This is a genomic window from Paracoccus methylovorus (genome assembly GCF_016919705.1).
GTDB lineage: Bacteria > Pseudomonadota > Alphaproteobacteria > Rhodobacterales > Rhodobacteraceae > Paracoccus > Paracoccus methylovorus.
In genome coordinates, this window is sequence record NZ_CP070371.1 from 237,687 (window position 1) to 258,538 (window position 20,852).

Genomic DNA, 20,852 nt, shown 5'->3' on the forward strand with positions numbered 1-20,852 from the left:
CATGTCCAATCTGACAATCGACGCGGAAAGGCTGTGGGACAGCCTGATGGAAACGGCGCGGATCGGCGGCACGCCGGATGGCGGTATCGCCCGGCTGACGCTTTCGGATGACGACCGCCGCGTGCGCGACTGGCTTCGGGCGCAATGCGACGCGCTGGGGCTGACCATGACCGTGGATGAGGTGGGCAATATGTTCGCCACCCGTCCCGGTGCGCGCGAGGGTCTGCCCGCCATCGCCATGGGCAGCCATCTGGACACCCAGCCGACAGGCGGCAAGTTCGACGGCGTGCTGGGTGTGCTGGCGGGGCTGGAGGTGCTGCGCACGTTGGATGCCGCCGGCTACCGGACCGAGGCGCCGCTGATGCTGGTCAACTGGACCAACGAGGAGGGCTCGCGTTTTTCGCCGGCCATGCTGGGTTCGGGCATCTGGGCGGGGGTCTATGACCGCAACTATGGCGATGCGCGGGCGGATGTAAGCGGCGATACATTCGGCGCCAGCCTTGACCGCATCGGCTATCGCGGCGAGGCCAAGGCGGGCGCGATCCGCTTTGGCGCCATGTTCGAGCTGCATATCGAACAGGGGCCGATCCTGGAGGCCGAGGGCATCGAAGTGGGCGTGGTGCAGGGCATTCAGGGCATGCGCTGGTTCGAACTGACGCTGACCGGCACGGCGGCGCATACCGGCTCGACCCCGATGCACATGCGCCGCAATGCGCTTTTGGGCATGGCGCGGGTGATCGAGGGCATCGACCGCATCGCCAAGGCGCATCCTGATGCCGTGGGCACCATCGGTTTTCTGGAGATCAGTCCCAATTCGCATAACGTGATCCCGGGCGAGGTGCGGGCCACCATCGACCTGCGCCACCCCTCGGACGTGGTGCTGGATCAGATGCAGGCGCAGGTGGATGAACTGGTGCGCAATGCGGCCGAGGCGGTCGGGCTGACGCATCGGCTGGAGCAGATCTCGCGCACAGCGCCGGTGGTGTTCGACCCGGAATGCATCGCGTCAGTGCGGGCAGGGGCCAAGGCTGCCGGCTATTCGACGCGCGACATTATCTCGGGCGCGGGCCATGACGCGGCCCATGCGGCGGCGGTGGCGCCGACGACGATGATCTTCGTGCCCTGCGCTGGTGGGCTGAGCCACAACCCAGCCGAATCGACCCTGCCCGGGGAATGCGCCGCCGGTGCGCAGGTGCTGCTGGAGGCGGTGCTGGATTATGATCGCCGCATGTCCGAAAGCCGCCGCGAGGCCGCGGCATGACCCGCCTTGTTCTTGCCCGGGTGAACCATGAAACCAACACTTTCTCGCCGGTAAAAACCCCGCTTGCCGCCTTTGCCCCCAAATGGGGGGGCGACGCGCTGGCGGCGGCCCGGGACTATCCGGCGGCTCTGGGGGCTTTTTATGCCTTCGCTCGTCGTATCGGTGCGGAAATCGAAGTGCCCGTGGTTGCCCACGCCATGCCCTCGGCCCCGGTCGAGGACGAGGCGTTCGAGGCGATGGCGCAGGCGATCCTGACCGCTGTGGAAAAAGGCTGCGACGGTATCCTGCTGGACCTGCATGGTGCCATGGTCACCCGCAGCCATGACGATGGCGAGGGCGAGCTTTTGCGTCGTGTCCGCGCAAGCGCGCCGGGCGTGCCGACCGGCGTGGCGCTGGACCTGCATGGCAATATCACCCAAGGCATGCTGGATCATTGCGACGTGATCGTCGGCTTCAAGACCTATCCGCATGTGGACATGGTAGAGACCGGCGAGCATGTGATCCGCATGTTCGAGCCGCTGCTGGCTGGCGCGCCGCGTCCGGCGATGGCGCTGTCCCATCCGCCGATGCTGGCCGCGACCCTGTGCATGAACACCACGACCGATTGCGCCATGACCGACCTGATCGCGCTGGCGCGGCAAGCTGAAACACGGCCCGGCGTGCAGGCGGTATCGGTCTTTGGCGGCTTTCCCATCGCCGATCTGGCCGAGACGGGCCTTTCCATCGTCACCGTAGCCGACACCCCTCAGCTCGCGCATGAGGTTGCGCAGGAATTGGGGCGCGAGGCATGGCGGCGGCGTGCCGAATATGTCTATGCCGAGGAACCTTTGCCGCAGTCCATCGCCCGCGCCGCTGCGCTGGCGGATGGTGCGGCGCCGGTGCTGCTGCTGGATCATGGCGATAACTGCATGTCGGGCGGAAGCTGCGACGTGATGGATGTGTTGGAGGAACTGCTGGCTGCGGGTCAGGACGGCATTCTTGTCGGTCCCGTTGCCGATCCCGAAACCGTCGCGCAACTTTTTGCGGCAGGCGAAGGGGCCGAGGTTCAGATACTGCTGGGCAACAAGACCCCTGCCGATGGCCTGCCCGCCCCGCATCCGCCGCTGCGGTTGACCGGACGGGTCATGGCGCTGTCGGACGGGCGCTATCGCGTCAGCGGCCCGATCTATCACGGGCAGGAACTGTCCATGGGCCGGGCCGCCGCATTCGATGCCGGCACCGCGCAGATCGTGATTTGCGAAGAACCGCATGAGCCGCTGGATCTGGGCTGTTTTTCCTGTCTTGGCCTGGACGCTACCAAGGCGCGCTTTCTGCATCTGAAATCGCGCATGTATTGCCGCCCCGTGTTCGAGCCGCTCGCGAAAGCCGTGGTCGAATGCGCAAGCTCGGGCGTAACTGCTTCGAATTACGATCTCTTTGCTTTCAAAAAGCTCGCCCGGCCCATATATCCGCTGGACGCCGGGATAATCTGGCAAGACTGAAGGACCGCATGGATCAGGACGCACCGGCAGGCAAGGAACGCAGGCTTACCCGCATCAAGCTGTCGGATCAGGTGGCCGAGGATATTCGCCGCCGCATCGCGCGCGACGGGTTGCACCCCGGCGACCGCCTGCCCAACGAGCGTGCGCTGATGGAGCATTACGGTTGTTCGAAAGGCACCATCCGCGAGGCGCTGAAGGCGCTGGAGGTCGAGGGGCTGGTGCGTATGCTGTCAGGCCCCAATGGCGGACCCGAGATCCAGCCGGCCTCGATCGACATCGTGACCCAGCAGCTTCGGCAATATCTGCACTTTCAGAAGCTGGATTTCGCCCAGGTCTATGAACTGCGCCAGTCGCTGGAGGTCAGCCTGGCCCGCAATGTCATCGGCAAGCTGACCGAGTCGCATTTTCGCCGGCTCGAAAACAACATCCTTATCTGCGAGCAGGCGAATACCGCGCAGGATCGCGCCGTTGTGCGCCGGGCCGAGACCGAGTTCCACGACATCCTATGCGAAGCTTCGGACAATGTGATCCTGGTTTTCATGTGCCGTTTCCTGAACAGCATGCTGCGCGATCTGGTCAGCTATCGCAGCGAAAGCATGCGCGAGCACGAGATTTTCGGCGAGGCGAATATCGAAAGCCACAAGCAATTGCTGGCCGCGCTTCGGGCCGGTGACGGCGATGCGGCGGCCCGGATCATGCACGAACATATGTGTTGCGCCGAAAGTTACATGCGCCGGCTGGACGCCTCTTTCCGCTCGGATCTGCTAAGCCGGTTTTGAAAAATCCCGGCCTTTGCGGGCCGGGATGGGATCAGAACGGGATGTCGTCGTCGAAATCGGGACGGCTCTGCGGCTGTCCGCCGCCCGATGGCGCGCTGCTGCCACTACCGCTCGCGCCACCGTAGCTGCCGCCACCGTAGCCGCCGCCATAACTGTCATCGCGACCGCCGCCGCCCGCTCCACCGCGGCTGTCGAGCATGTGCAACTCGCTGCGGAAGGGCCGCAACGCCACTTCGGTCGAATAGCGGTCGTTGCCGTTCTGGTCCTGCCACTTGCGGGTTTCCAGCTGGCCCTCGACATAGACTTTCGAGCCCTTTTTCAGATATTGCTCGGCCACGCGGACCAAGGGCTCGGAATAGATGGCGACCGTGTGCCATTCGGTGCGCTCCTTGCGCTCGCCGGTGTTGCGGTCCTTCCATGTCTCCGAGGTCGCGATACGCAGGTTGGCGACCTTGCCGCCGCTGGGGAAGCTGCGGACCTCTGGGTCCTGACCCAGATTACCGACCAGGATCACCTTGTTCACGCTGCCTGCCATGCTGCGGTCCTTTTCGATTATTCTTCCTCGCGCGGGTGTAGCGCGTGATGGGTTGCAGGGGCAAGCGGAATGGCGTGATATGAGCAATAGGCGAAAATCCGCCGATAATTATGTATTGGGATGCGCCATCAAATCCTCTTGCGGCGCTCGCCCGGCTTTACGTTATAGTACCGCCCAAAAAAGACGACGGCATGCATGAGGGACCAGTGATGCTTTCACGTGATCGGGCGATGCTGCGCCAGTTGGGCCGGGCCGTGATGGCCTTGACGATTTCGGCCGGGCTGGCCGCGCCTGCTGCGGCCGAAGGGCTGCGGCTGCAGGTAAAAAGCGGCAAATCCCGTGTGGCGCAGTTCGAGCGTCAGACCCGGTTGATGGATTCGCGTCTGGCCGGGCAATACCAGCAATCCGCGCGTCTGCGCCCGGGCGGCACCTCGACCAAAAGCGTGGTTGAACTGGATCTCCCGACTGCGATTCCCGCCTACAAGGGCAGTCGGCGCAGCGAGTTCCTGCCTCATGCCCGAGCCATGGCCCGTAAGCACGGCATTCCCGAAGATCTGTTCCTGCGCCTCGTGCAGCAGGAATCGGGCTGGAACCCTTCGGCACGCTCGCACAAGGGGGCGCGGGGGCTGGCGCAGTTGATGCCGGGCACGGCCGCGAAACTGGGCGTCGATCCGAACGATCCGATCCAGAACCTGGAAGGCGGGGCGCGCTATCTACGTATGATGTATAACACCTTCGGCAATTGGCGGCTGGCGCTGGCCGCCTATAACGCCGGGCCTGCGGCAGTGGCGAAATACGGCGGCGTGCCGCCCTATCGCGAGACACGCAATTACGTTCGCATCATCCACGGCAGTTGAACGCAAAAAGGCCGGGCAGCGCGCCCGGCCTTTTTTGTGAAGCTGCGCCCCCCTCAGAAAGTCGAGGGGATGATGCGGGTGTATTTCGTTCCGGCGATCGAGGCACCGGCCATCAGCCCGGACTGACCAAAGACCATCGCCACGACCGGCTGTTGTGCGGTGATGGTATCGGCGCCCATCGAGACGCCTCCGGCTGGCAGGGCGTAATATGCCCCAGCCTCGGCCACCCAGCCCGGCGCGCGACGGAAATCGGCCAGCGCTGCATCGGTCTGGAAGATCAGCACATGGGCATATTGCTGCGCGCCAATCTGCAGGCCGACGCTGGCCTGCGTTGCCGAATAGTAATCCACCGTCACATCGTTGATGCGCAGCGCACCCTGACCATAGGCGCCGCCAAAGCCAAAGCCGGCCTCGGTCATCAGCGGCATGTATAGGACGCCCTTGGCGCTTTGGATCATGGGCGCGACGTTGGGATAGGTGCGCAGCAGGAAATCCCGGGTCGCATCGACGCGCGCGTCCAGTCGCGAGGGCGCATCCTGCCCGATTGCGTTCGAGCAGCCCGCCAGCCCCAGCGCGGCCCCGCCCAGCAATACAAGACGCCGGCTCATCCTTTTGGAATACATCATCTTTCGCCCTCGTTCCCAGCTCGGCGGTTGGCCCGCCTGTCAGGGCGGCGATGATAAAGGACCACGCGGCTTCATGCCAGCGTTTCGGCCACCTGCGGTGCGTAATAGGTCAGGATGCCGTCGCAACCTGCGCGGCGGAAGGCCAGAAGGCTTTCGATCACCACGTCGCGCGACAGCCAGCCATTGCGGATTGCACCTTCGATCATCGCGTATTCGCCGCTGACCTGATAGGCAAAGGTCGGAGCCCCGAACTGGTCGCGCACCATGCGGCAGATATCCAGATAGGGCATGCCCGGCTTGACCATCACCATGTCTGCCCCCTCGGCCAGATCGCGGGCGACGCAGCGCATCGCCTCTTCACGGTTGGCCGGGTTCACCTGATAGGTCTTCTTGTCGCCGACAAGCCGCCCCGAGGCCCCCACCGCATCGCGGAACGGACCATAGAAGCCGCTGGCGAATTTCGCCGCATAGGACAGGATCGCCACATCCTTGTGGCCGTTCGTTTCAAGCTGGCGGCGCAATGCGCCGATGCGCCCGTCCATCATGTCCGAGGGGCCAAGGATATCCGCCCCGGCCTCGGCCTGGGCCAGCGCCATGCGGCCAAGCGCCTCGACGGTTTCGTCGTTCAGGATTACCCCGTCCCTGACCAGCCCGTCATGGCCGTTGGCATTATAGGGGTCCAGCGCGATATCGGTCATCACCGCCAGATCCGGCGCGACCTCCTTGATGGCGCGGATGGCGCGGTTGCCGATGTTTTCGGGGTCCCAGGCACGCTCGCAGCTTTCGGTTTTCAGGTCCGGGTCCGAATGCGGAAAGATGCAGATGGCCGGGATGTTCAGCCGCATCGCGGTTTCCGCCGCGCGCTTCGCCCCGTCCAGCGTCAGCCGTTCGACCCCGGGCATCGAGGGGATCTCGCCCGCGCCACCCGCGATCTCGGTCACGAAGATCGGCCAGATCAGGTTGGCCGGAGTCAGGTCCACCTCTGTCACCATTGCCCGCAATGCGGGTGTGCGACGCAGCCGGCGCAGACGGGTGGCGGGGAAGGGGGCGGTGATATGGGTCGGAGACATGAACCTGCCTGTGGGCTGCAATGGCGAATATGCGCCCGAAACTGCACCCATGCCCGCCGGGGTGCAACCCCTTGCCGCCCATGCCGGAAAATCACGGTTTTCCTTTGCGTCAGGCCCGGTTAGTTTGCCCTGCACAACCGATGCAAGGAGAAGACGTGCCCCGACCCGAGGGAATTCTCGCCCTGCTGGACAGCCGGTCCTTTGGCTCGATCTGGTTCTGGGTGATCCTGACATTCGCCTGGACGATGGCGGGGCGGCGCATTCTGGGCGTGCCTTCGGACGTGATCACCCGAGCCATCGGGATCGAGCCAGGCCCCGAGGATGATCCGGCTGCGTTGCGGCTGCTCGACTGGCTGTCGCTGACGTTGCCGCGATGGCGCATCGACCAGCGCGAGGGCGCGATCCTGTTGGGACTGGGTTCGTTCCTGCTGACGACGCTGGCCATTCTGGGCTTTGGCTATGGGCTGGAGATGGCGCAGGCGCTTGTGCTGCTGATCCTGCCCTTTGCCCTGCTTTTTGCGCTGGAACTGCGGCTGGCGGGGCGATTGCGCGCGGTGCTGGCACGCGCCGAGGTCGGTCTGCCGGCGAACGAGGCCGGGGTGCAAGCCGCGCGACTGATGCGTCGTCACCGGGTGGTGATAACGGTTCTGTCGATCCTGGCAGTGGCCCTGACCGCCTTTTATGGGGCGATCTGGATGATCGTGCATCCTTTTGGCTACTGACTTGGCCTTGACTTCCCCGGCGCCGGCTTTACCTCAGCGGTCATGTCCTCTCATCCAGAACACCTGATCCTCTCCGGCGCGCCCGAAGGCATGGATGCCGCGCTGATCGCGCGCGAACTGTCACGCGGCAAACCCGTCATCCATATCGCCCGCGACGACCGGCGCATGGCCGCGATGCGGGCTGCGCTGGAGTTCTTTGCCCCTGCTGTCGCGGTGCTGGAGTTCCCGGCCTGGGATACGACGCCCTATGATCGCGTCTCACCTGCGCCGGCGGTGATGGCGGCCCGGATGGCGGTGCTGACGGCGCTGGCACATGGTGCGTTCAAGGGGCCGTTCGTGTTGCTGACGACGCTTTCGGCCGTCATGCAGCGCGTTCCCGCGCGCGAGGTGCTGCGCGATGCCAGTTTCTCGGCTGCCGTGGGCGACCGGATGGATGATGCGGGTTTGCGCGCCTTTCTCGCCAGAATGGGTTTCGTGCAGGCGCCCACAGTGACCGAGCCGGGCGATTTCGCGGTCAGGGGTGGGATCATCGATATCTTCCCGCCCGGTGAATCTGGCCCGATCCGGTTGGATATGTTTGGCGACGTGCTGGATGGCGCGCGCAGATTCGACGCAGAAACACAGCGTTCCACCGAAAAGCTCGACCGTATCGAGCTTGCGCCCATGTCCGAAGTGATCCTGGACGAAGCTGCGATCACCCGTTTCCGCCAGAACTACCGTGCGGAATATGGCGGCGGTGCCAACGATCCGCTTTATGAGGGGATCAGCGCAGGCCGCAAGATAGCGGGGATGGAGCACTGGCTGCCGTGGTTTCATGCGCGGCTGGAAAGCCTGTTCGATTATCTGCCCGATGCCTCGGTCGTCACCGACGATCATCTGGAGCAGGTGCGCGATGCGCGCTGGCACACGATCACCGAACAGTTTGATGCCCGGCGCGAGGCGCTGGCGCGCAAGGGCGGCACCGATTCCGTCTATCGTCCGGTGCCCCCCAACATGATGTTCCCGGACGAATCCGAATGGACGCGCTGGCTGGCCGTGCATCGGGTGCTGCGGCTGTCGGTCCTGCCCCAGCCCCCCGGGCCGGGAGTTCTGGACGCGGGCGGGCGGGTCGGGCGTAATTTCGCCCCCGAACGGCAGGCAGAGAAAGGAAATATTTTCAAAGCCCTTGCCGATCATCTTCGAAGTACTCTGGCTTCCCGCCGGGTGGTGATCGCCAGCTTCTCGGAAGGCGCGCGCGAGCGGCTTGCCGGGCTGATCTTGGATGAAGGCATCAAGGGCGCCAAACCCATCGCCGATCTTCGCGACCTGCCCGATCAGGCCGGCGCGCTGGGGCTGGCGGTGTGGCCGCTGGAAGGAGGCTTTACCTCGGACGGTTCGGCGACGGGTGCGCTGGCGGTGATCTCGGAACAGGACGTGCTGGGCGACCGGCTGATCCGGGGCGCGAAAAAGCGTCGCAAGGCCGAGAATTTCCTGCGTGACACCACCACGCTGACCCCTGGTGATCTGGTGGTGCATGTCGAGCATGGCATCGGCCGCTATACCGGGCTGGAAACCGTCAAGGCGCTTGGCGTGCCGCATGATTGCGTGGCGCTGGAATATGCCGGCGGCGACCGGCTGTACCTGCCGGTCGAAAATATCGAGTTGCTGAGCCGCTATGGCCACGAACAGGGTCTGCTCGACAAGCTGGGTGGCGGTGCATGGCAGGCGCGCAAGGCCCGCCTGAAAGAACGGATCAAGCTGATTGCCGACCGGCTGATGCGGGTCGCGGCCGAACGGCTGCTGCGCCCGGCCCCGGTCCTTGAGCCCGAGCATCACGAGATCGAAACGTTCGCCGCTCGATTCCCCTATGCGGAAACCGACGATCAGGCTGCTGCCATCGCCGATGTGGCCGAGGATCTGGCCGCAGGCCGCCCGATGGACCGGCTGGTCGTGGGCGACGTGGGTTTCGGCAAGACCGAGGTCGCCATGCGCGCAGCCTTTATTGCCGCCTCGCAGGGCCGTCAGGTCGCCGTGGTGGCGCCGACGACACTGCTGGCCCGCCAGCATTTCCGCACCTTTGCCGAGCGTTTCCGCGGCACGGCGATCAATGTCCGGCCGCTGTCGCGCTTCGTATCCGCCAAGGATGCCTCTGCGACCCGCAAGGGTCTGGCGGAGGGCACCGTGGATATTGTCGTCGGCACCCATGCGGTTCTGTCCAAGCAGGTGCGCTTCAAGAACCTTGGGCTGCTGGTGGTGGACGAAGAGCAGCATTTCGGCGTTGCCCACAAGGAGCGGCTGAAGGAATTGCGCAGCGACATCCACGTCCTGACGCTGACCGCGACTCCGATTCCGCGCACGTTGCAACTGTCGCTGACGGGGGTTCGCGATCTGTCGATCATCGGCACGCCGCCGATCGACCGGCTGGCGATCCGCACCTATGTCAGCGAATTCGACAGCGTCACCATCCGCGAGGCGCTGGTGCGCGAGAAATATCGCGGCGGGCAGAGTTTCTTCGTCGTGCCGCGCCTGACCGATCTGCCCGAGGTCGAGGAATGGCTGAAAGAGCATGTGCCGGAGGTCAGCTATATTGTCGCCCATGGTCAGCTTGCGGCGGGCGATCTCGACCGCCGGATGAACGGCTTTTACGACCGGGGCGCGGATGTGCTGGTGGCGACGAGCATCGTCGAATCAGGGCTGGATATCCCGACCGCGAACACCATGGTGGTCTGGCGCGCCGATATGTTCGGCCTGGCGCAGCTTTACCAGATCCGCGGCAGGGTCGGGCGTTCAAAAACCCGGGCCTATTGCTATCTGACCACCAAGCCGCGCGTGCCCCTGACGCCGCAGGCCATGCGGCGGCTGAAGTTCCTGGGGGCGCTCGACAGTTTGGGCGCGGGCTTTAACCTCGCCTCGCAGGATCTGGATCTGAGGGGGGCGGGGAACCTTCTGGGCGAAGAGCAATCCGGCCATATCAAGGAGGTCGGCTTCGAGCTTTACCAACAGATGCTGGAAGAGACGATTGCCAAGCTGAAGTCGGGCGAGATCGAGGGCACGCCCGAGGACGAATGGGCGCCGCAGTTGAATCTGGGTGTGCCGGTGACGATCCCGGAAAGCTATGTGCCGGATCTGGATGTGCGGCTGGGCCTTTATCGCCGGCTGGCCGGGCTGACCAGCAAGGTCGAGCTGGAGGGGTTCGCCGCCGAGTTGATCGACCGTTTCGGTCCGCTGCCCCGCGAGGTGAACACGCTGTTGCTGGTCATCCGCATCAAGGCCATGGCCAAGCGCGCGAATATCGCCAAGCTGGATGCCGGGCCGAAGGGGGCAACGATCCAGTTCCATGGCGACAAGTTCCCCAATCCCGCCGGGTTGGTCGAATTCATCCACGATCAGCGGGGCCAGGCCAAGGTAACCGACAACCGGATCGTCATCTTGCGTGACTGGCCGACCGATGCCGATCGTATCAAGGGCAGTTTCGCCATCGCCAAGGATCTGGCTGCCAAGATCAAGGAAGGCAAGGCGAAAGGTTGATATTGGGCCGGCCCCTTTTTTGGGTGCGTATTTGGGCAGGGATAGGGCTTCAGCGGCGGCGCGCTTTGCAAGGTCCGTCCCGGGGGCGCTGCCCCCGGACCCCCGGGATATTTCGACCGGAAGAAACACGGGCTAGGGGCTGTGAAAGAAAAAGGCGGCACCTGTGGGCGCCGCCTTGGGGGTTCTCTAGTCGGCTGTCAGCAGCGGCGGCTTGGAGCGGCTGATCCTTGGGGTCTCCGGGCCGGTGATGTCGAAGACGGGCTTGTCATCCTCGATCCGGACCCGGACCACGCCGCCTTTGGTCAAGCGACCGAACAGCAGCTCTTCGGCCAAAGGCTTCTTGATCGATTCCTGGATTACCCGGCCCAGCGGACGAGCGCCCATTCTTTCGTCATAGCCACGCTCGGCCAGCCAGTTGGCGGCTTCCGGGCTGAGTTCGATATGAACGCCGCGGTCGATGAGCTGCGCTTCGAGTTGGAGGACGAATTTCTCGACCACCTGCACGATGATCTCGCGCGAGAGCGGCGCGAAGCTGATGACCGCATCCAGCCGGTTGCGGAATTCGGGCGTGAAGGTGCGTTCGATGGCGGCGGTATCCTCGCCCTCGCGACGCTCTCGTCCGAAGCCGAAGGCGGCCTTGGCCTGATCGGCGGCGCCTGCGTTCGAGGTCATGATCAGGATCACGTTGCGGAAATCCACCTGCCGGCCGTTATGGTCGGTAAGCTTGCCGTGGTCCATGACCTGCAACAGGATGTTATAGACATCCGGATGCGCCTTTTCGATTTCGTCAAGCAGCAGCACACAATGCGGGTGCTGATCCACGCCGTCGGTCAAGAGCCCGCCCTGATCGAAGCCGACATAGCCCGGAGGCGCGCCGATCAGCCGGCTGACCGCGTGCTTTTCCATGTACTCCGACATGTCGAAGCGCAGCAATTCCACCCCGAGAGATGAGGCAAGTTGCTTGGCGACCTCGGTCTTGCCCACCCCTGTCGGTCCCGCGAAGAGGTAGTTGCCGATGGGCTTTTCGGGTTCGCGCAAGCCGGCGCGCGCCAGCTTGATCGCGGAAGAAAGCGCCTCGATCGCCGCGTCCTGGCCGAAGACCAGCCGTTTCAGCGTTGCTTCCAGATCCTTCAGCACCGTTGCATCGTCCTTGGAAACGCTTTTCGGCGGGATGCGGGCGATCTTAGCCACCACCGCCTCGATCTCTTTCGGGCCGATGGTCTTGCGACGTTTGCTTTCCGCGACCAGATGCTGCGCGGCGCCCGCCTCGTCGATCACGTCGATGGCCTTGTCGGGCAGCTTGCGGTCGTGGATGTAGCGGGCCGAAAGCTCGACCGCCATCTTGATCGCGTCGTTGGTATAGCGCAGGTCGTGATGCTTTTCGAAGCTGGGCTTCAGCCCCATCAGGATCTTGATCGTGTCGGGCACGTTCGGCTCGTTCACGTCGATCTTCTGGAAACGACGCGCAAGCGCGCGGTCCTTTTCGAAATGCTGGCGAAACTCTTTGTAGGTGGTCGAGCCCATGCAGCGCAGCTTGCCGCCCGCCAGAGCCGGTTTCAGCAGATTGGAGGCATCCATCGCCCCGCCCGAGGTGGCACCGGCGCCAATCACTGTATGGATTTCGTCGATGAAGAGGATGGCGTCGGGATGCTCTTCCAACTCCTTGACGACGGCTTTCAGCCGCTCTTCGAAATCGCCGCGATAGCGGGTGCCGGCCAGAAGAGCGCCCATATCCAGCGAATAGATGGTCGAGCCGGCCAGCACGTCCGGCGTCTCGCCCCGGGTGATTTTCAGCGCCAGCCCCTCGGCAATGGCGGTTTTGCCGACGCCGGGATCCCCGACCAGCAGCGGGTTGTTCTTGCGCCGCCGGCACAGCACCTGGATGCAGCGCTCCACCTCATCCGCGCGGCCGATCAACGGATCGACGTCGCCCTTGACGGCTTTTTTGTTCAGATCCACGCAATATTTCGCCAGCGCGGATTCATCCTTGGCCTGACTGGTTTCCGCCTGAGCCTGTTCGGCCTGCTGCTCTGCGCCCTGAACCGGGCGGTTTTCCGAGAAAGAGGGGTTCTTGGCGACGCCATGGGCGATGAAATTCACCGCATCATAGCGCGTCATGTCCAGCTCTTGCAGAAAGAAAGCGGCGTTGGATTCGCGTTCGGCGAAGATGGCGACAAGGACGTTGGCCCCCGTCACCTCGGTCCGGCCCGAGCTTTGGACGTGGATCGCGGCGCGCTGAATCACGCGCTGGAATGCGGCTGTCGGGACGGCCTCGGAACCCTCGACATCGGTGATGAGGGTGGAAAGGTCGTCCTCGATGAACTCGACCAGCATGCGGCGCAACTCATCCAGATCGACATTGCACGCCCGCATGACCTTCACGGCATCGGGCTCTTCCGTCAGCGCAAGCAAGAGATGCTCGAGCGTGGCGAGCTCATGATGATGTTCGTTGGCCAGCGCAAGCGCGGCATGGATGGCCTGTTCCAGCGAGGTCGAAAAGGACGGCACTTCAAGCTCCTGTCAGTCGGCTGGCGGTATGGGCCGCCAGATTTAGCGGTCCACCTGACCAGACTGTCACGATACAGTTAAGAATCGGTGGTTTTTCGCGCAATTCAAGCGGTATTTGCTTCCGCTCATGCCGAATTTCCTGTGGTTGAGGCAGATGTGATATTTGCTTTGCGAAATTTCAAGCATTCGGGCGCGCGGCATGGCATTTCCGGCACGGAAAAGCGCATTGGGCCGATTTCCCTTGCTGCGTTGCAAAAGCGGATCAGAATCGATCCTTTCGGGCGCGGAGCTCGGCAAAAACCAGGGCATCCCCGGCGTCGGAGAGCCCCAAGGATTCTGCCAGTTCCCTGACCCGCAGGAAGGGGTTGGTCGCCCGTTCCTCGGCGAGGGTGGAGGGTGCGCAGGGGCGTTGGCCGGCCGCCGTTTCGGCCAGTCTTTGCTGCAGAGCCGCATTGTCGGGATCAACCGACAGGGCAAAGGCGCCGTTGCCGCGGCAATAATCATGTCCCGAGCAGATCAGCGTCTGGCCGGGCAGGGCGTTCAACCGCGTGAGCGAGGCCCACATGGTTTCGGCATCGCCTTCGAACAGTCGCCCGCAGCCAAGGGCCATCAGGCTGTCGGCGGTAAACACCATGTCCGAGACGGGCAGGTGGAATGCGACATGGCCGATGGTGTGGCCGGACACGTCGATGACATGCGCCTCTTCGCCGCACAGGGCGAAGCGCTCGCCGGGGTGGACCGGCTGGTCCAACGGCGGTAGGCGGTCGGCGTCCTGCGCATTGCCGATGATCCGGGCGCCGGTCGCCTTAACCAGTTCGGGCACGGCCTGGATATGATCCGCGTGGTGGTGGGTCAGCGCGATCTGGTCCAGCGACCAGCCGCGCGCGGACAGTTCATGCAGGATGGGCGCGGCTTCGGGGGCATCGATCAGCGCGGTTTGCCCATTCCCATGCAGAAGCCAGGCGTAATTGTCTGTCAGGCAACGGACGGGGACGAGTTCCAGCGGCATTGGCAAATTCCTCTCTTTGCCGCAGTCTGGCCTTGCAAGGCGGGAGGCGCAATGCATCACGACGTATTCGAGCTGCGGAAATTCTATTACACCCGTGCCCTGGGCCGGGTCGTGCAGCGTGTCCTGCGTGACCGGCTGACGGCATTGTGGCCGGCCGATCAGACGCAGGGCATGACGGTGGCGGGCTATGGCTTTGCGGCGCCATTGTTGCGCCCTTATCTGGCGCGGGCGCGGCGGGTGATCTCGTTGATGCCGGGGCCGCAGGGCGTGATGGCCTGGCCGGCGGGGATGCCGAACTGCTCCGTTCTGTGCGAGGAAACGGCATGGCCGCTGGATACAGGCAGCGTGGACCGTTTGGTGCTGCTGCATGCATTGGAGACGGCGGACTATCCTGCCGTGCTGATGGACGAAGCCTGGCGCGTGCTTGGCCCGGGCGGGCGGCTGGTGATCATGGTGCCGAACCGCGCCGGATTGTGGGCCCGGTCCGAGACCACGCCCTTTGGCTTTGGGCGCAGCTATAGTGCGGGTCAGCTAGAGGTTCAGGCGCGCGAGGCCGGCTTTGTAACCGAACGCACGGGGGCCGCGCTTTACATTCCGCCATCTGATCGCCGGTTCTGGCTGAAAAGCGCGCAGATGTGGGAGCGCACAGGCTTGCGCATCAGCCAGGTGCTGGTTGCAGGTGTGGTACTGACGGAATTCAGCAAACAGGTGCAGGCTCCGGTCGGGCCGGGGCGACGCGTCAGCGTTCCCAGCCCGCTGGCGGTGCTGGAAGGCATCGCCCGGCCTCGACCGGCCGGGCAGGGCGCGGGGCGGACGGCACGGGACCCGAGCTAGCCCGAAGCCGGCTTTCGGGGGCGAATCTCTGACCCGTGCCAAAGCTGCCCGCACCATAGCTTTCCGCGCGCGCGAGCGGCCCGCCGAACCAATGTTTGCGCAATCTGTCGCAGTCCGGCCTTGCCGAGGGGCGCAAAGCCTCATTTTTCCGTGTGCAAGGCGGTTGCGGCAAGGAAAAGCACCTGCTAGAGACGCCGCAGATTTCGGGAAGGCTCCAGCCGGATTGTGCCAGGGCCTACCCCTTGACCCGCGCTCCGCGACAGACCGGCCCGCCAGCCGGCCCGCCAGCGGAGCTTGCGCTAACCGGAAGGATGACCGTGGCCAATTCCGCTTCGATTTCCGCTGATATCGCCGGGCGTTACGCGCAGGCCCTGTTCGATCTGGTCAGGGACTCGGGCGGCATCGACGCCCTGTCTGCCCAGATCGACGATCTGGCCTCGGCCTATGACGCCAGCCAGGATCTGCGCGATCTGACCCTCTCGCCGCTTTACGACCGCCAGCAGCAGGAAGCCGCAGTCGGTGCGCTTGCCGACCGTATGGGGCTTTCGACCGAACTGGCCAACACGCTGCGCCTGTTGGCTCGCAACCGCCGGCTGTTCGCCCTGCCGCAATTCCTGGCCAAGCTGCGCAGTCTTATCGCGGATGCGAAGGGTGAGATGACCGCCGACGTGGTCAGCGCCCAGGCGCTGACGGACGAACAGAAAGCCCGCCTTGCGGATACGCTGGCCGCGAAATCGGGCAAGAAGGTGAAACTGAACGCGCGTGTCGATGAAAGCCTCATCGGCGGCATGATCGTCAAACTGGGCTCGCAGATGATCGACAGTTCGATCCGCTCTAAGCTCGCCTCCCTCCAGAATGCTATGAAAGAGGTCGGATAATGGGAATCCAGGCAGCCGAAATCTCGGCCATCCTCAAGGATCAGATCAAGAATTTCGGTCAGGACGCCGAGGTGGCCGAGGTCGGGCAGGTGCTGTCCGTCGGTGACGGTATCGCTCGCGTCTATGGTCTGGACAAGGTTCAGGCCGGCGAAATGGTCGAATTCCCGGGTGGTATCCGCGGGATGGTGCTGAACCTCGAAACCGACAACGTCGGTATCGTGATCTTCGGCGACGACCGCGACATCAAGGAAGGCGACACCGTCAAACGGACGGGCACCATCGTGGAAGTCCCGGCCGGCAAGGAACTGCTGGGCCGCGTCGTTGACGCGCTTGGCAACCCGATCGACGGCAAGGGCCCGCTGAACGCATCCGAGCGTCGCGTCGCCGACGTCAAGGCCCCCGGCATCATGCCGCGCAAATCGGTGCACGAACCGATGGCGACCGGCCTGAAATCGGTCGACGCCATGATCCCGGTCGGTCGCGGCCAGCGCGAGCTGATCATCGGCGACCGCCAGACCGGCAAGACCGCGATCGCCTTGGACACCATCCTGAACCAGGCGAACTACAACGGCCGCGAGGCCGATGGCATGAAGACCCTGCACTGCATCTATGTCGCGGTGGGACAAAAGCGTTCGACCGTTGCCCAGCTGGTGAAGAAGCTGGAAGAGACCGGCGCCATGGCCTATACCACCGTGGTCGCGGCGACCGCCTCGGACCCGGCCCCCATGCAGTATCTCGCGCCCTATTCGGCCACCGCGATGGGTGAATATTTCCGCGACAACGGCATGGATGCGCTGATCATTTATGACGACCTTTCGAAACAGGCCGTGGCCTATCGTCAGATGTCGCTGCTGCTGCGCCGTCCGCCGGGGCGTGAAGCCTATCCGGGCGACGTGTTCTACCTGCACTCGCGCCTGCTGGAACGTTCGGCCAAGCTGAACGAAGCCAATGGCGGCGGTTCGCTGACCGCGCTGCCGATCATCGAAACCCAGGCGGGCGACGTGTCGGCCTATATTCCGACCAACGTGATCTCGATCACCGACGGCCAGATCTTCCTGGAAACCGAGCTGTTCTTCCAGGGTATCCGCCCGGCCGTGAACACCGGCCTGTCGGTCAGCCGCGTGGGTTCGGCCGCACAGACCAAGGCGATGAAGTCGGTCGCCGGTCCGGTCAAGCTGGAGCTGGCGCAGTATCGCGAGATGGCTGCATTCGCGCAGTTCGGTTCGGATCTTGACGCCGCGACGCAGAAACTGCTGAACCGCGGTGCCCGCCTGACCGAGCTGATGAAGCAGCCGCAATATTCGCCGCTGACCACTGCCGAGATCGTCATTGTCATCTATGCCGGCACCAAGGGCTATCTGGACAGCATCCCGGTGGGCGAAGTGACCAAATGGGAGCAGGGCTTGCTCCAGTTCCTGCGCAACCAGAAGGCCGATCTGCTTGAGGACATGACCAAGAACGACCGCAAGGTTGCGGGCGAGCTTGAGGATGCGATCAAGGCAGCGCTGGACGGTTACGCCAAGACCTACGCCTGAGAGGGGGAATAAATGCCCAGCCTCAAGGATCTCAAGAACCGGATCGGCAGCGTCAAGAACACGCGCAAGATCACCAAGGCGATGCAAATGGTCGCCGCTGCGAAACTGCGCCGGGCGCAGGAAGCGGCGGAAGCCGCGCGTCCCTATGCCGACCGGATGGCCTCTGTCATGGCCGGCCTGACCGCTGCGGCGGCTGGCTCGGACATGGCGCCACGGCTGTTGGCAGGCACCGGCGAAGATCGCCGTCACCTGCTGGTGGTGATGACCTCGGAGCGCGGGCTTGCGGGCGGGTTCAACTCGTCCATCGTCAAGCTCGCCCGGCTGCGCCTGCAAGAGCTGCAGGCGCAAGGCAAGCAGGTGGCGATCCTGACCGTCGGCAAGAAGGGCCGCGAGCAGTTGAAGCGCGAATACAGCGCCCTCTTCGTCCGGCATTTCGACATGAGCGAGGTCAAGCGCATCGGCTATGAGAACGCGCGTCAGGTCGCGGACGATATTCTCGACCGTTTCGACGCGGGCGAGTTCGATGTGGCGACGCTGTTCTACAACCGCTTCGAATCCGTGATCAGCCAGGTTCCGACCGCAAAGCAGGTCATCCCCGCGGTGGTCGAAGCGGGTGAGGCCGAGGCTTCGTCGCTTTACGACTACGAGCCGGACGAGAACGCGATCCTGAACGAGCTTTTGCCGCGTTCGGTGGCGACGCAGGTCTTTGCGGCGTTGCTGGAAAATGCGGCGTCCGAACAGGGCGCGCGGATGACCGCCATGGACAACGCCACGCGCAACGCCGGCGACATGATCGACAGGCTGACGACGGTTTACAACCGCTCGCGTCAGGCCGCGATCACCAAGGAACTGATTGAAATCATCTCGGGCGCAGAGGCGCTCTGACACGTAGGGGTAAACACATGGCAGAGGCCAATGGAAAAATCACGCAGGTGATCGGCGCCGTCGTCGACGTGCAGTTCGACGGCCAGCTTCCTGCGATTCTGAACGCTCTGGAAACCGAGAACAACGGCAAACGTCTGGTGCTGGAAGTGGCCCAGCACCTGGGCGAAAATACCGTCCGCACCATCGCCATGGACGCGACCGAAGGTCTGGTCCGCGGCCTGCCGGTGCGGGACACCGGTGGCCCGATCATGGTTCCGGTCGGCGACGCGACGCTGGGCCGCATCCTGAACGTGGTGGGCGAGCCTGTGGACGAAGGCGGCCCGGTTGCCGCAACCCAGACCCGCTCCATCCACCAGCCGGCCCCGGATTTTGCCTCGCAGGCGACGGCATCCGAGATTCTGGTCACCGGCATCAAGGTCATCGACCTGCTGGCCCCCTATTCCAAGGGCGGCAAGATCGGCCTGTTCGGGGGCGCCGGCGTGGGCAAGACGGTTCTGATCATGGAACTGATCAACAACATCGCCAAGGTGCACTCGGGCTATTCGGTGTTCGCGGGCGTCGGTGAACGGACCCGTGAAGGCAACGACCTTTACCACGAAATGGTGGAATCGGGCGTCATCAAGCCGGACAACCTGGCGGAATCGCAAGTGGCGCTGGTCTATGGCCAGATGAACGAGCCTCCGGGTGCGCGTATGCGCGTGGCGCTGACCGGCCTGACCGTGGCCGAGCAGTTCCGCGACGCGACCGGGACCGACGTTCTGTTCTTTGTCGACAACATCTTCCGCTTTACCCAAGCCGGTTCGGAAGTGTCGGCACTGTTGGGCCGCATCCCCTCGGCCGTGGGCTATCAGCCGACGCTGGCCACCGACATGGGCGCGATGCAGGAACGCATCACCTCGACCAAGTCGGGCTCGATCACCTCGATCCAGGCCGTCTACGTTCCGGCCGACGACTTGACCGACCCCGCTCCGGCAACGACCTTCGCCCACCTCGACGCAACGACCGTTCTGTCGCGCGCGATCTCGGAACTGGGGATCTACCCGGCCGTGGACCCGCTCGACTCGAACTCGCGGATCCTGGATCCGTCGGTTGTCGGCGAAGAGCATTATCAGGTTGCCCGCGACGTCCAGGGTATCTTGCAGAAGTACAAGTCGCTGCAGGACATCATCGCCATTCTGGGCATGGACGAACTGTCGGAAGAGGACAAGCTGACCGTGGCCCGCGCCCGGAAGATCCAGCGTTTCCTGTCGCAGCCCTTCGACGTGGCCAAGGTCTTTACCGGTTCGGATGGTGTGCAGGTGCCGCTGGAGGACACGATCAGGTCGTTCCAGGCGGTTGTGGCCGGCGAATACGACCATCTGCCGGAAGCGGCCTTCTATATGGTCGGCGGCATCGAGGATGTGAAAGCCAAGGCTCAGCGTCTCGCCGCTGACGCGGCGTAAGGGGGCGATATGGCCGACACGATGCAGTTCGACCTTGTGTCGCCGGAGCGGAACCTGGTTTCCGTCCCGGCGCGCGAGGTGCGCCTGCCCGGCGCCGAAGGCGACCTGACGGCGATGCCCGGCCATGCGCCGGCCATCGTCAACCTGCGGCCCGGTCTGGTGACCGTGGTGGCAGGCGATGGGTCCGAGACGGAGTTCGCAGTGACCGGCGGTTTCGCCGAGATCAACGGCGATTCTGTCACCCTGCTGGCTGAACGGGGGCATCCCCGCGCCGAGATGACGCAGGAAGTCTTCAACGAGATGATGGTTCAGGCCCGTCGTCGGATTGAGGCCGCCAAAGAGCGTGACTCCGCTGGCGAGGAATTGGTCGCTGCGGCGGTCCAGCTCTTGGCGGATATGGAGGCGCTTGGCACTCATATTGGACTTGATCCGAACCATGCAAATTTCCCGCATTAGCTGAAATTTGACTAAATAATTAATAAGCCCCGGTTTTCCGGGGCTTTTTTTATTTCACACATCGACCCTTCATGAAGTAAAGGAAGAAAGCTCGAATGGGGAGATGCGTGAATTGCGAAGTTTTGGTCATTTTGCCATGGGAGTGACGCAGGGCTCGGTCGAAATGTTCTCGGCCTTTGAAAGCGACGGGCCAATGTGGACCGGGCAGGGCCCCCGGGTTGAGGTTCAGGCTGTGCGTTTTAAGGAAAGTTTCGCCGAACCTCCGGCGGTCCATGTGTCGTTGGGCATGTGGGATGTGGACCGCCACGCCAACCAGCGGGCCGATATCCGCGCGGTGAATATCACCCAGGAGGGGTTTGAGCTGCAATTTCGTACTTGGGCCGATACCCGCGTCGCCCGCGTGCGGGCGGACTGGATTGCGATCGGACCCTTGCGGCATGAGGATGACTGGGACGCGCATTGACCGC

At 63.9% G+C, this 20,852-nt stretch carries 18 protein-coding genes; 13 read left to right on the forward strand and 5 right to left on the reverse strand.

Annotation, left to right across the window (positions count from 1 at the left end):
- Nucleotide 1: 1 nt before the first annotated feature.
- From JWJ88_RS14310 to JWJ88_RS14320, 3 genes are read left to right on the forward strand one after another with little or no spacing between them, the layout of a single operon-like run.
- Nucleotides 2-1,261: a Zn-dependent hydrolase gene (locus JWJ88_RS14310; protein ID WP_240200331.1), complete on the forward strand. Its 1,260-nt coding sequence runs from the start codon at nucleotides 2-4 to the stop codon at nucleotides 1,259-1,261.
- Nucleotides 1,258-2,742, forward strand: a complete 1,485-nt coding sequence (locus JWJ88_RS14315) for a M81 family metallopeptidase (RefSeq protein WP_205296461.1) — start codon at nucleotides 1,258-1,260, stop codon at nucleotides 2,740-2,742. Before JWJ88_RS14310 ends, JWJ88_RS14315 begins: the two co-directional genes overlap by 4 nt.
- 8 nt (nucleotides 2,743-2,750) lie before the next feature.
- Nucleotides 2,751-3,521 carry a FadR/GntR family transcriptional regulator gene (locus tag JWJ88_RS14320; RefSeq protein WP_205296462.1) on the forward strand — a complete coding sequence of 257 codons (771 nt, stop codon included), beginning with the start codon at nucleotides 2,751-2,753 and terminating at the stop codon, nucleotides 3,519-3,521.
- A 31-nt stretch (nucleotides 3,522-3,552) separates the two neighbouring features.
- Here the strand turns inward: JWJ88_RS14320 and ssb are convergent, their stop codons facing one another.
- Nucleotides 3,553-4,056: a single-stranded DNA-binding protein gene (gene ssb / locus JWJ88_RS14325; RefSeq protein ID WP_205296463.1), complete on the reverse strand. Its 504-nt coding sequence runs from the start codon at nucleotides 4,054-4,056 to the stop codon at nucleotides 3,553-3,555.
- Nucleotides 4,057-4,265: 209 nt separating this feature from the next.
- On the opposite strand from ssb, the gene JWJ88_RS14330 reads away from it, so the two are divergent.
- The gene (locus tag JWJ88_RS14330; RefSeq protein ID WP_205296464.1) at nucleotides 4,266-4,913 is read left to right on the forward strand and encodes a lytic transglycosylase domain-containing protein; all 648 of its coding nucleotides are present in this window, start codon (nucleotides 4,266-4,268) and stop codon (nucleotides 4,911-4,913) included.
- A gap of 53 nt (nucleotides 4,914-4,966) precedes the next feature.
- On the opposite strand, the gene JWJ88_RS14335 is transcribed toward JWJ88_RS14330, so the two are convergent.
- Both JWJ88_RS14335 and hemB read right to left on the reverse strand, forming a co-directional pair.
- Nucleotides 4,967-5,521 carry a lipid-binding SYLF domain-containing protein gene (locus JWJ88_RS14335; protein WP_205296465.1) on the reverse strand — a complete coding sequence of 185 codons (555 nt, stop codon included), beginning with the start codon at nucleotides 5,519-5,521 and terminating at the stop codon, nucleotides 4,967-4,969.
- A gap of 89 nt (nucleotides 5,522-5,610) precedes the next feature.
- Nucleotides 5,611-6,609 carry a porphobilinogen synthase gene (gene hemB / locus JWJ88_RS14340; RefSeq protein ID WP_205296466.1) on the reverse strand — a complete coding sequence of 333 codons (999 nt, stop codon included), beginning with the start codon at nucleotides 6,607-6,609 and terminating at the stop codon, nucleotides 5,611-5,613.
- A gap of 155 nt (nucleotides 6,610-6,764) precedes the next feature.
- On the opposite strand from hemB, the gene JWJ88_RS14345 reads away from it, so the two are divergent.
- Complete coding sequence (locus JWJ88_RS14345) at nucleotides 6,765-7,331, forward strand: hypothetical protein (protein WP_205296467.1); 567 nt, start codon at nucleotides 6,765-6,767, stop codon at nucleotides 7,329-7,331.
- Nucleotides 7,332-7,373: 42 nt separating this feature from the next.
- The gene (gene mfd, locus JWJ88_RS14350) at nucleotides 7,374-10,838 is read left to right on the forward strand and encodes a transcription-repair coupling factor (protein ID WP_205296468.1); all 3,465 of its coding nucleotides are present in this window, start codon (nucleotides 7,374-7,376) and stop codon (nucleotides 10,836-10,838) included.
- 186 nt (nucleotides 10,839-11,024) lie between these two features.
- On the opposite strand, the gene clpA is transcribed toward mfd, so the two are convergent.
- Nucleotides 11,025-13,346, reverse strand: a complete 2,322-nt coding sequence (gene clpA / locus JWJ88_RS14355; protein ID WP_205296469.1) for an ATP-dependent Clp protease ATP-binding subunit ClpA — start codon at nucleotides 13,344-13,346, stop codon at nucleotides 11,025-11,027.
- 262 nt (nucleotides 13,347-13,608) lie between these two features.
- Nucleotides 13,609-14,355 (reverse strand): hydroxyacylglutathione hydrolase, encoded by a 747-nt coding sequence (gene gloB / locus JWJ88_RS14360; protein ID WP_205296470.1) that lies wholly within the window; start codon nucleotides 14,353-14,355, stop codon nucleotides 13,609-13,611.
- A gap of 51 nt (nucleotides 14,356-14,406) precedes the next feature.
- On the opposite strand from gloB, the gene JWJ88_RS14365 reads away from it, so the two are divergent.
- From JWJ88_RS14365 to JWJ88_RS14395, 7 genes are all read left to right on the forward strand, one after another.
- Nucleotides 14,407-15,189: a methyltransferase domain-containing protein gene (locus JWJ88_RS14365; protein ID WP_205296471.1), complete on the forward strand. Its 783-nt coding sequence runs from the start codon at nucleotides 14,407-14,409 to the stop codon at nucleotides 15,187-15,189.
- Nucleotides 15,190-15,506: 317 nt separating this feature from the next.
- Nucleotides 15,507-16,067 carry a F0F1 ATP synthase subunit delta gene (locus tag JWJ88_RS14370; protein ID WP_205296472.1) on the forward strand — a complete coding sequence of 187 codons (561 nt, stop codon included), beginning with the start codon at nucleotides 15,507-15,509 and terminating at the stop codon, nucleotides 16,065-16,067.
- Nucleotides 16,067-17,602 carry a F0F1 ATP synthase subunit alpha gene (atpA, locus tag JWJ88_RS14375; RefSeq protein ID WP_205296473.1) on the forward strand — a complete coding sequence of 512 codons (1,536 nt, stop codon included), beginning with the start codon at nucleotides 16,067-16,069 and terminating at the stop codon, nucleotides 17,600-17,602. The genes JWJ88_RS14370 and atpA overlap by 1 nt, the downstream gene beginning before the upstream one ends.
- A gap of 12 nt (nucleotides 17,603-17,614) precedes the next feature.
- Nucleotides 17,615-18,487, forward strand: a complete 873-nt coding sequence (locus JWJ88_RS14380) for a F0F1 ATP synthase subunit gamma (protein ID WP_205296474.1) — start codon at nucleotides 17,615-17,617, stop codon at nucleotides 18,485-18,487.
- Nucleotides 18,488-18,504: 17 nt separating this feature from the next.
- Nucleotides 18,505-19,929, forward strand: a complete 1,425-nt coding sequence (atpD, locus tag JWJ88_RS14385) for a F0F1 ATP synthase subunit beta (protein ID WP_205296475.1) — start codon at nucleotides 18,505-18,507, stop codon at nucleotides 19,927-19,929.
- 9 nt (nucleotides 19,930-19,938) lie between these two features.
- Complete coding sequence (locus JWJ88_RS14390; protein ID WP_205296476.1) at nucleotides 19,939-20,385, forward strand: F0F1 ATP synthase subunit epsilon; 447 nt, start codon at nucleotides 19,939-19,941, stop codon at nucleotides 20,383-20,385.
- Nucleotides 20,386-20,488: 103 nt separating this feature from the next.
- Complete coding sequence (locus tag JWJ88_RS14395; RefSeq protein WP_205296477.1) at nucleotides 20,489-20,848, forward strand: H-type lectin domain-containing protein; 360 nt, start codon at nucleotides 20,489-20,491, stop codon at nucleotides 20,846-20,848.
- The last annotated feature ends 4 nt before the right edge of the window (nucleotides 20,849-20,852 follow it).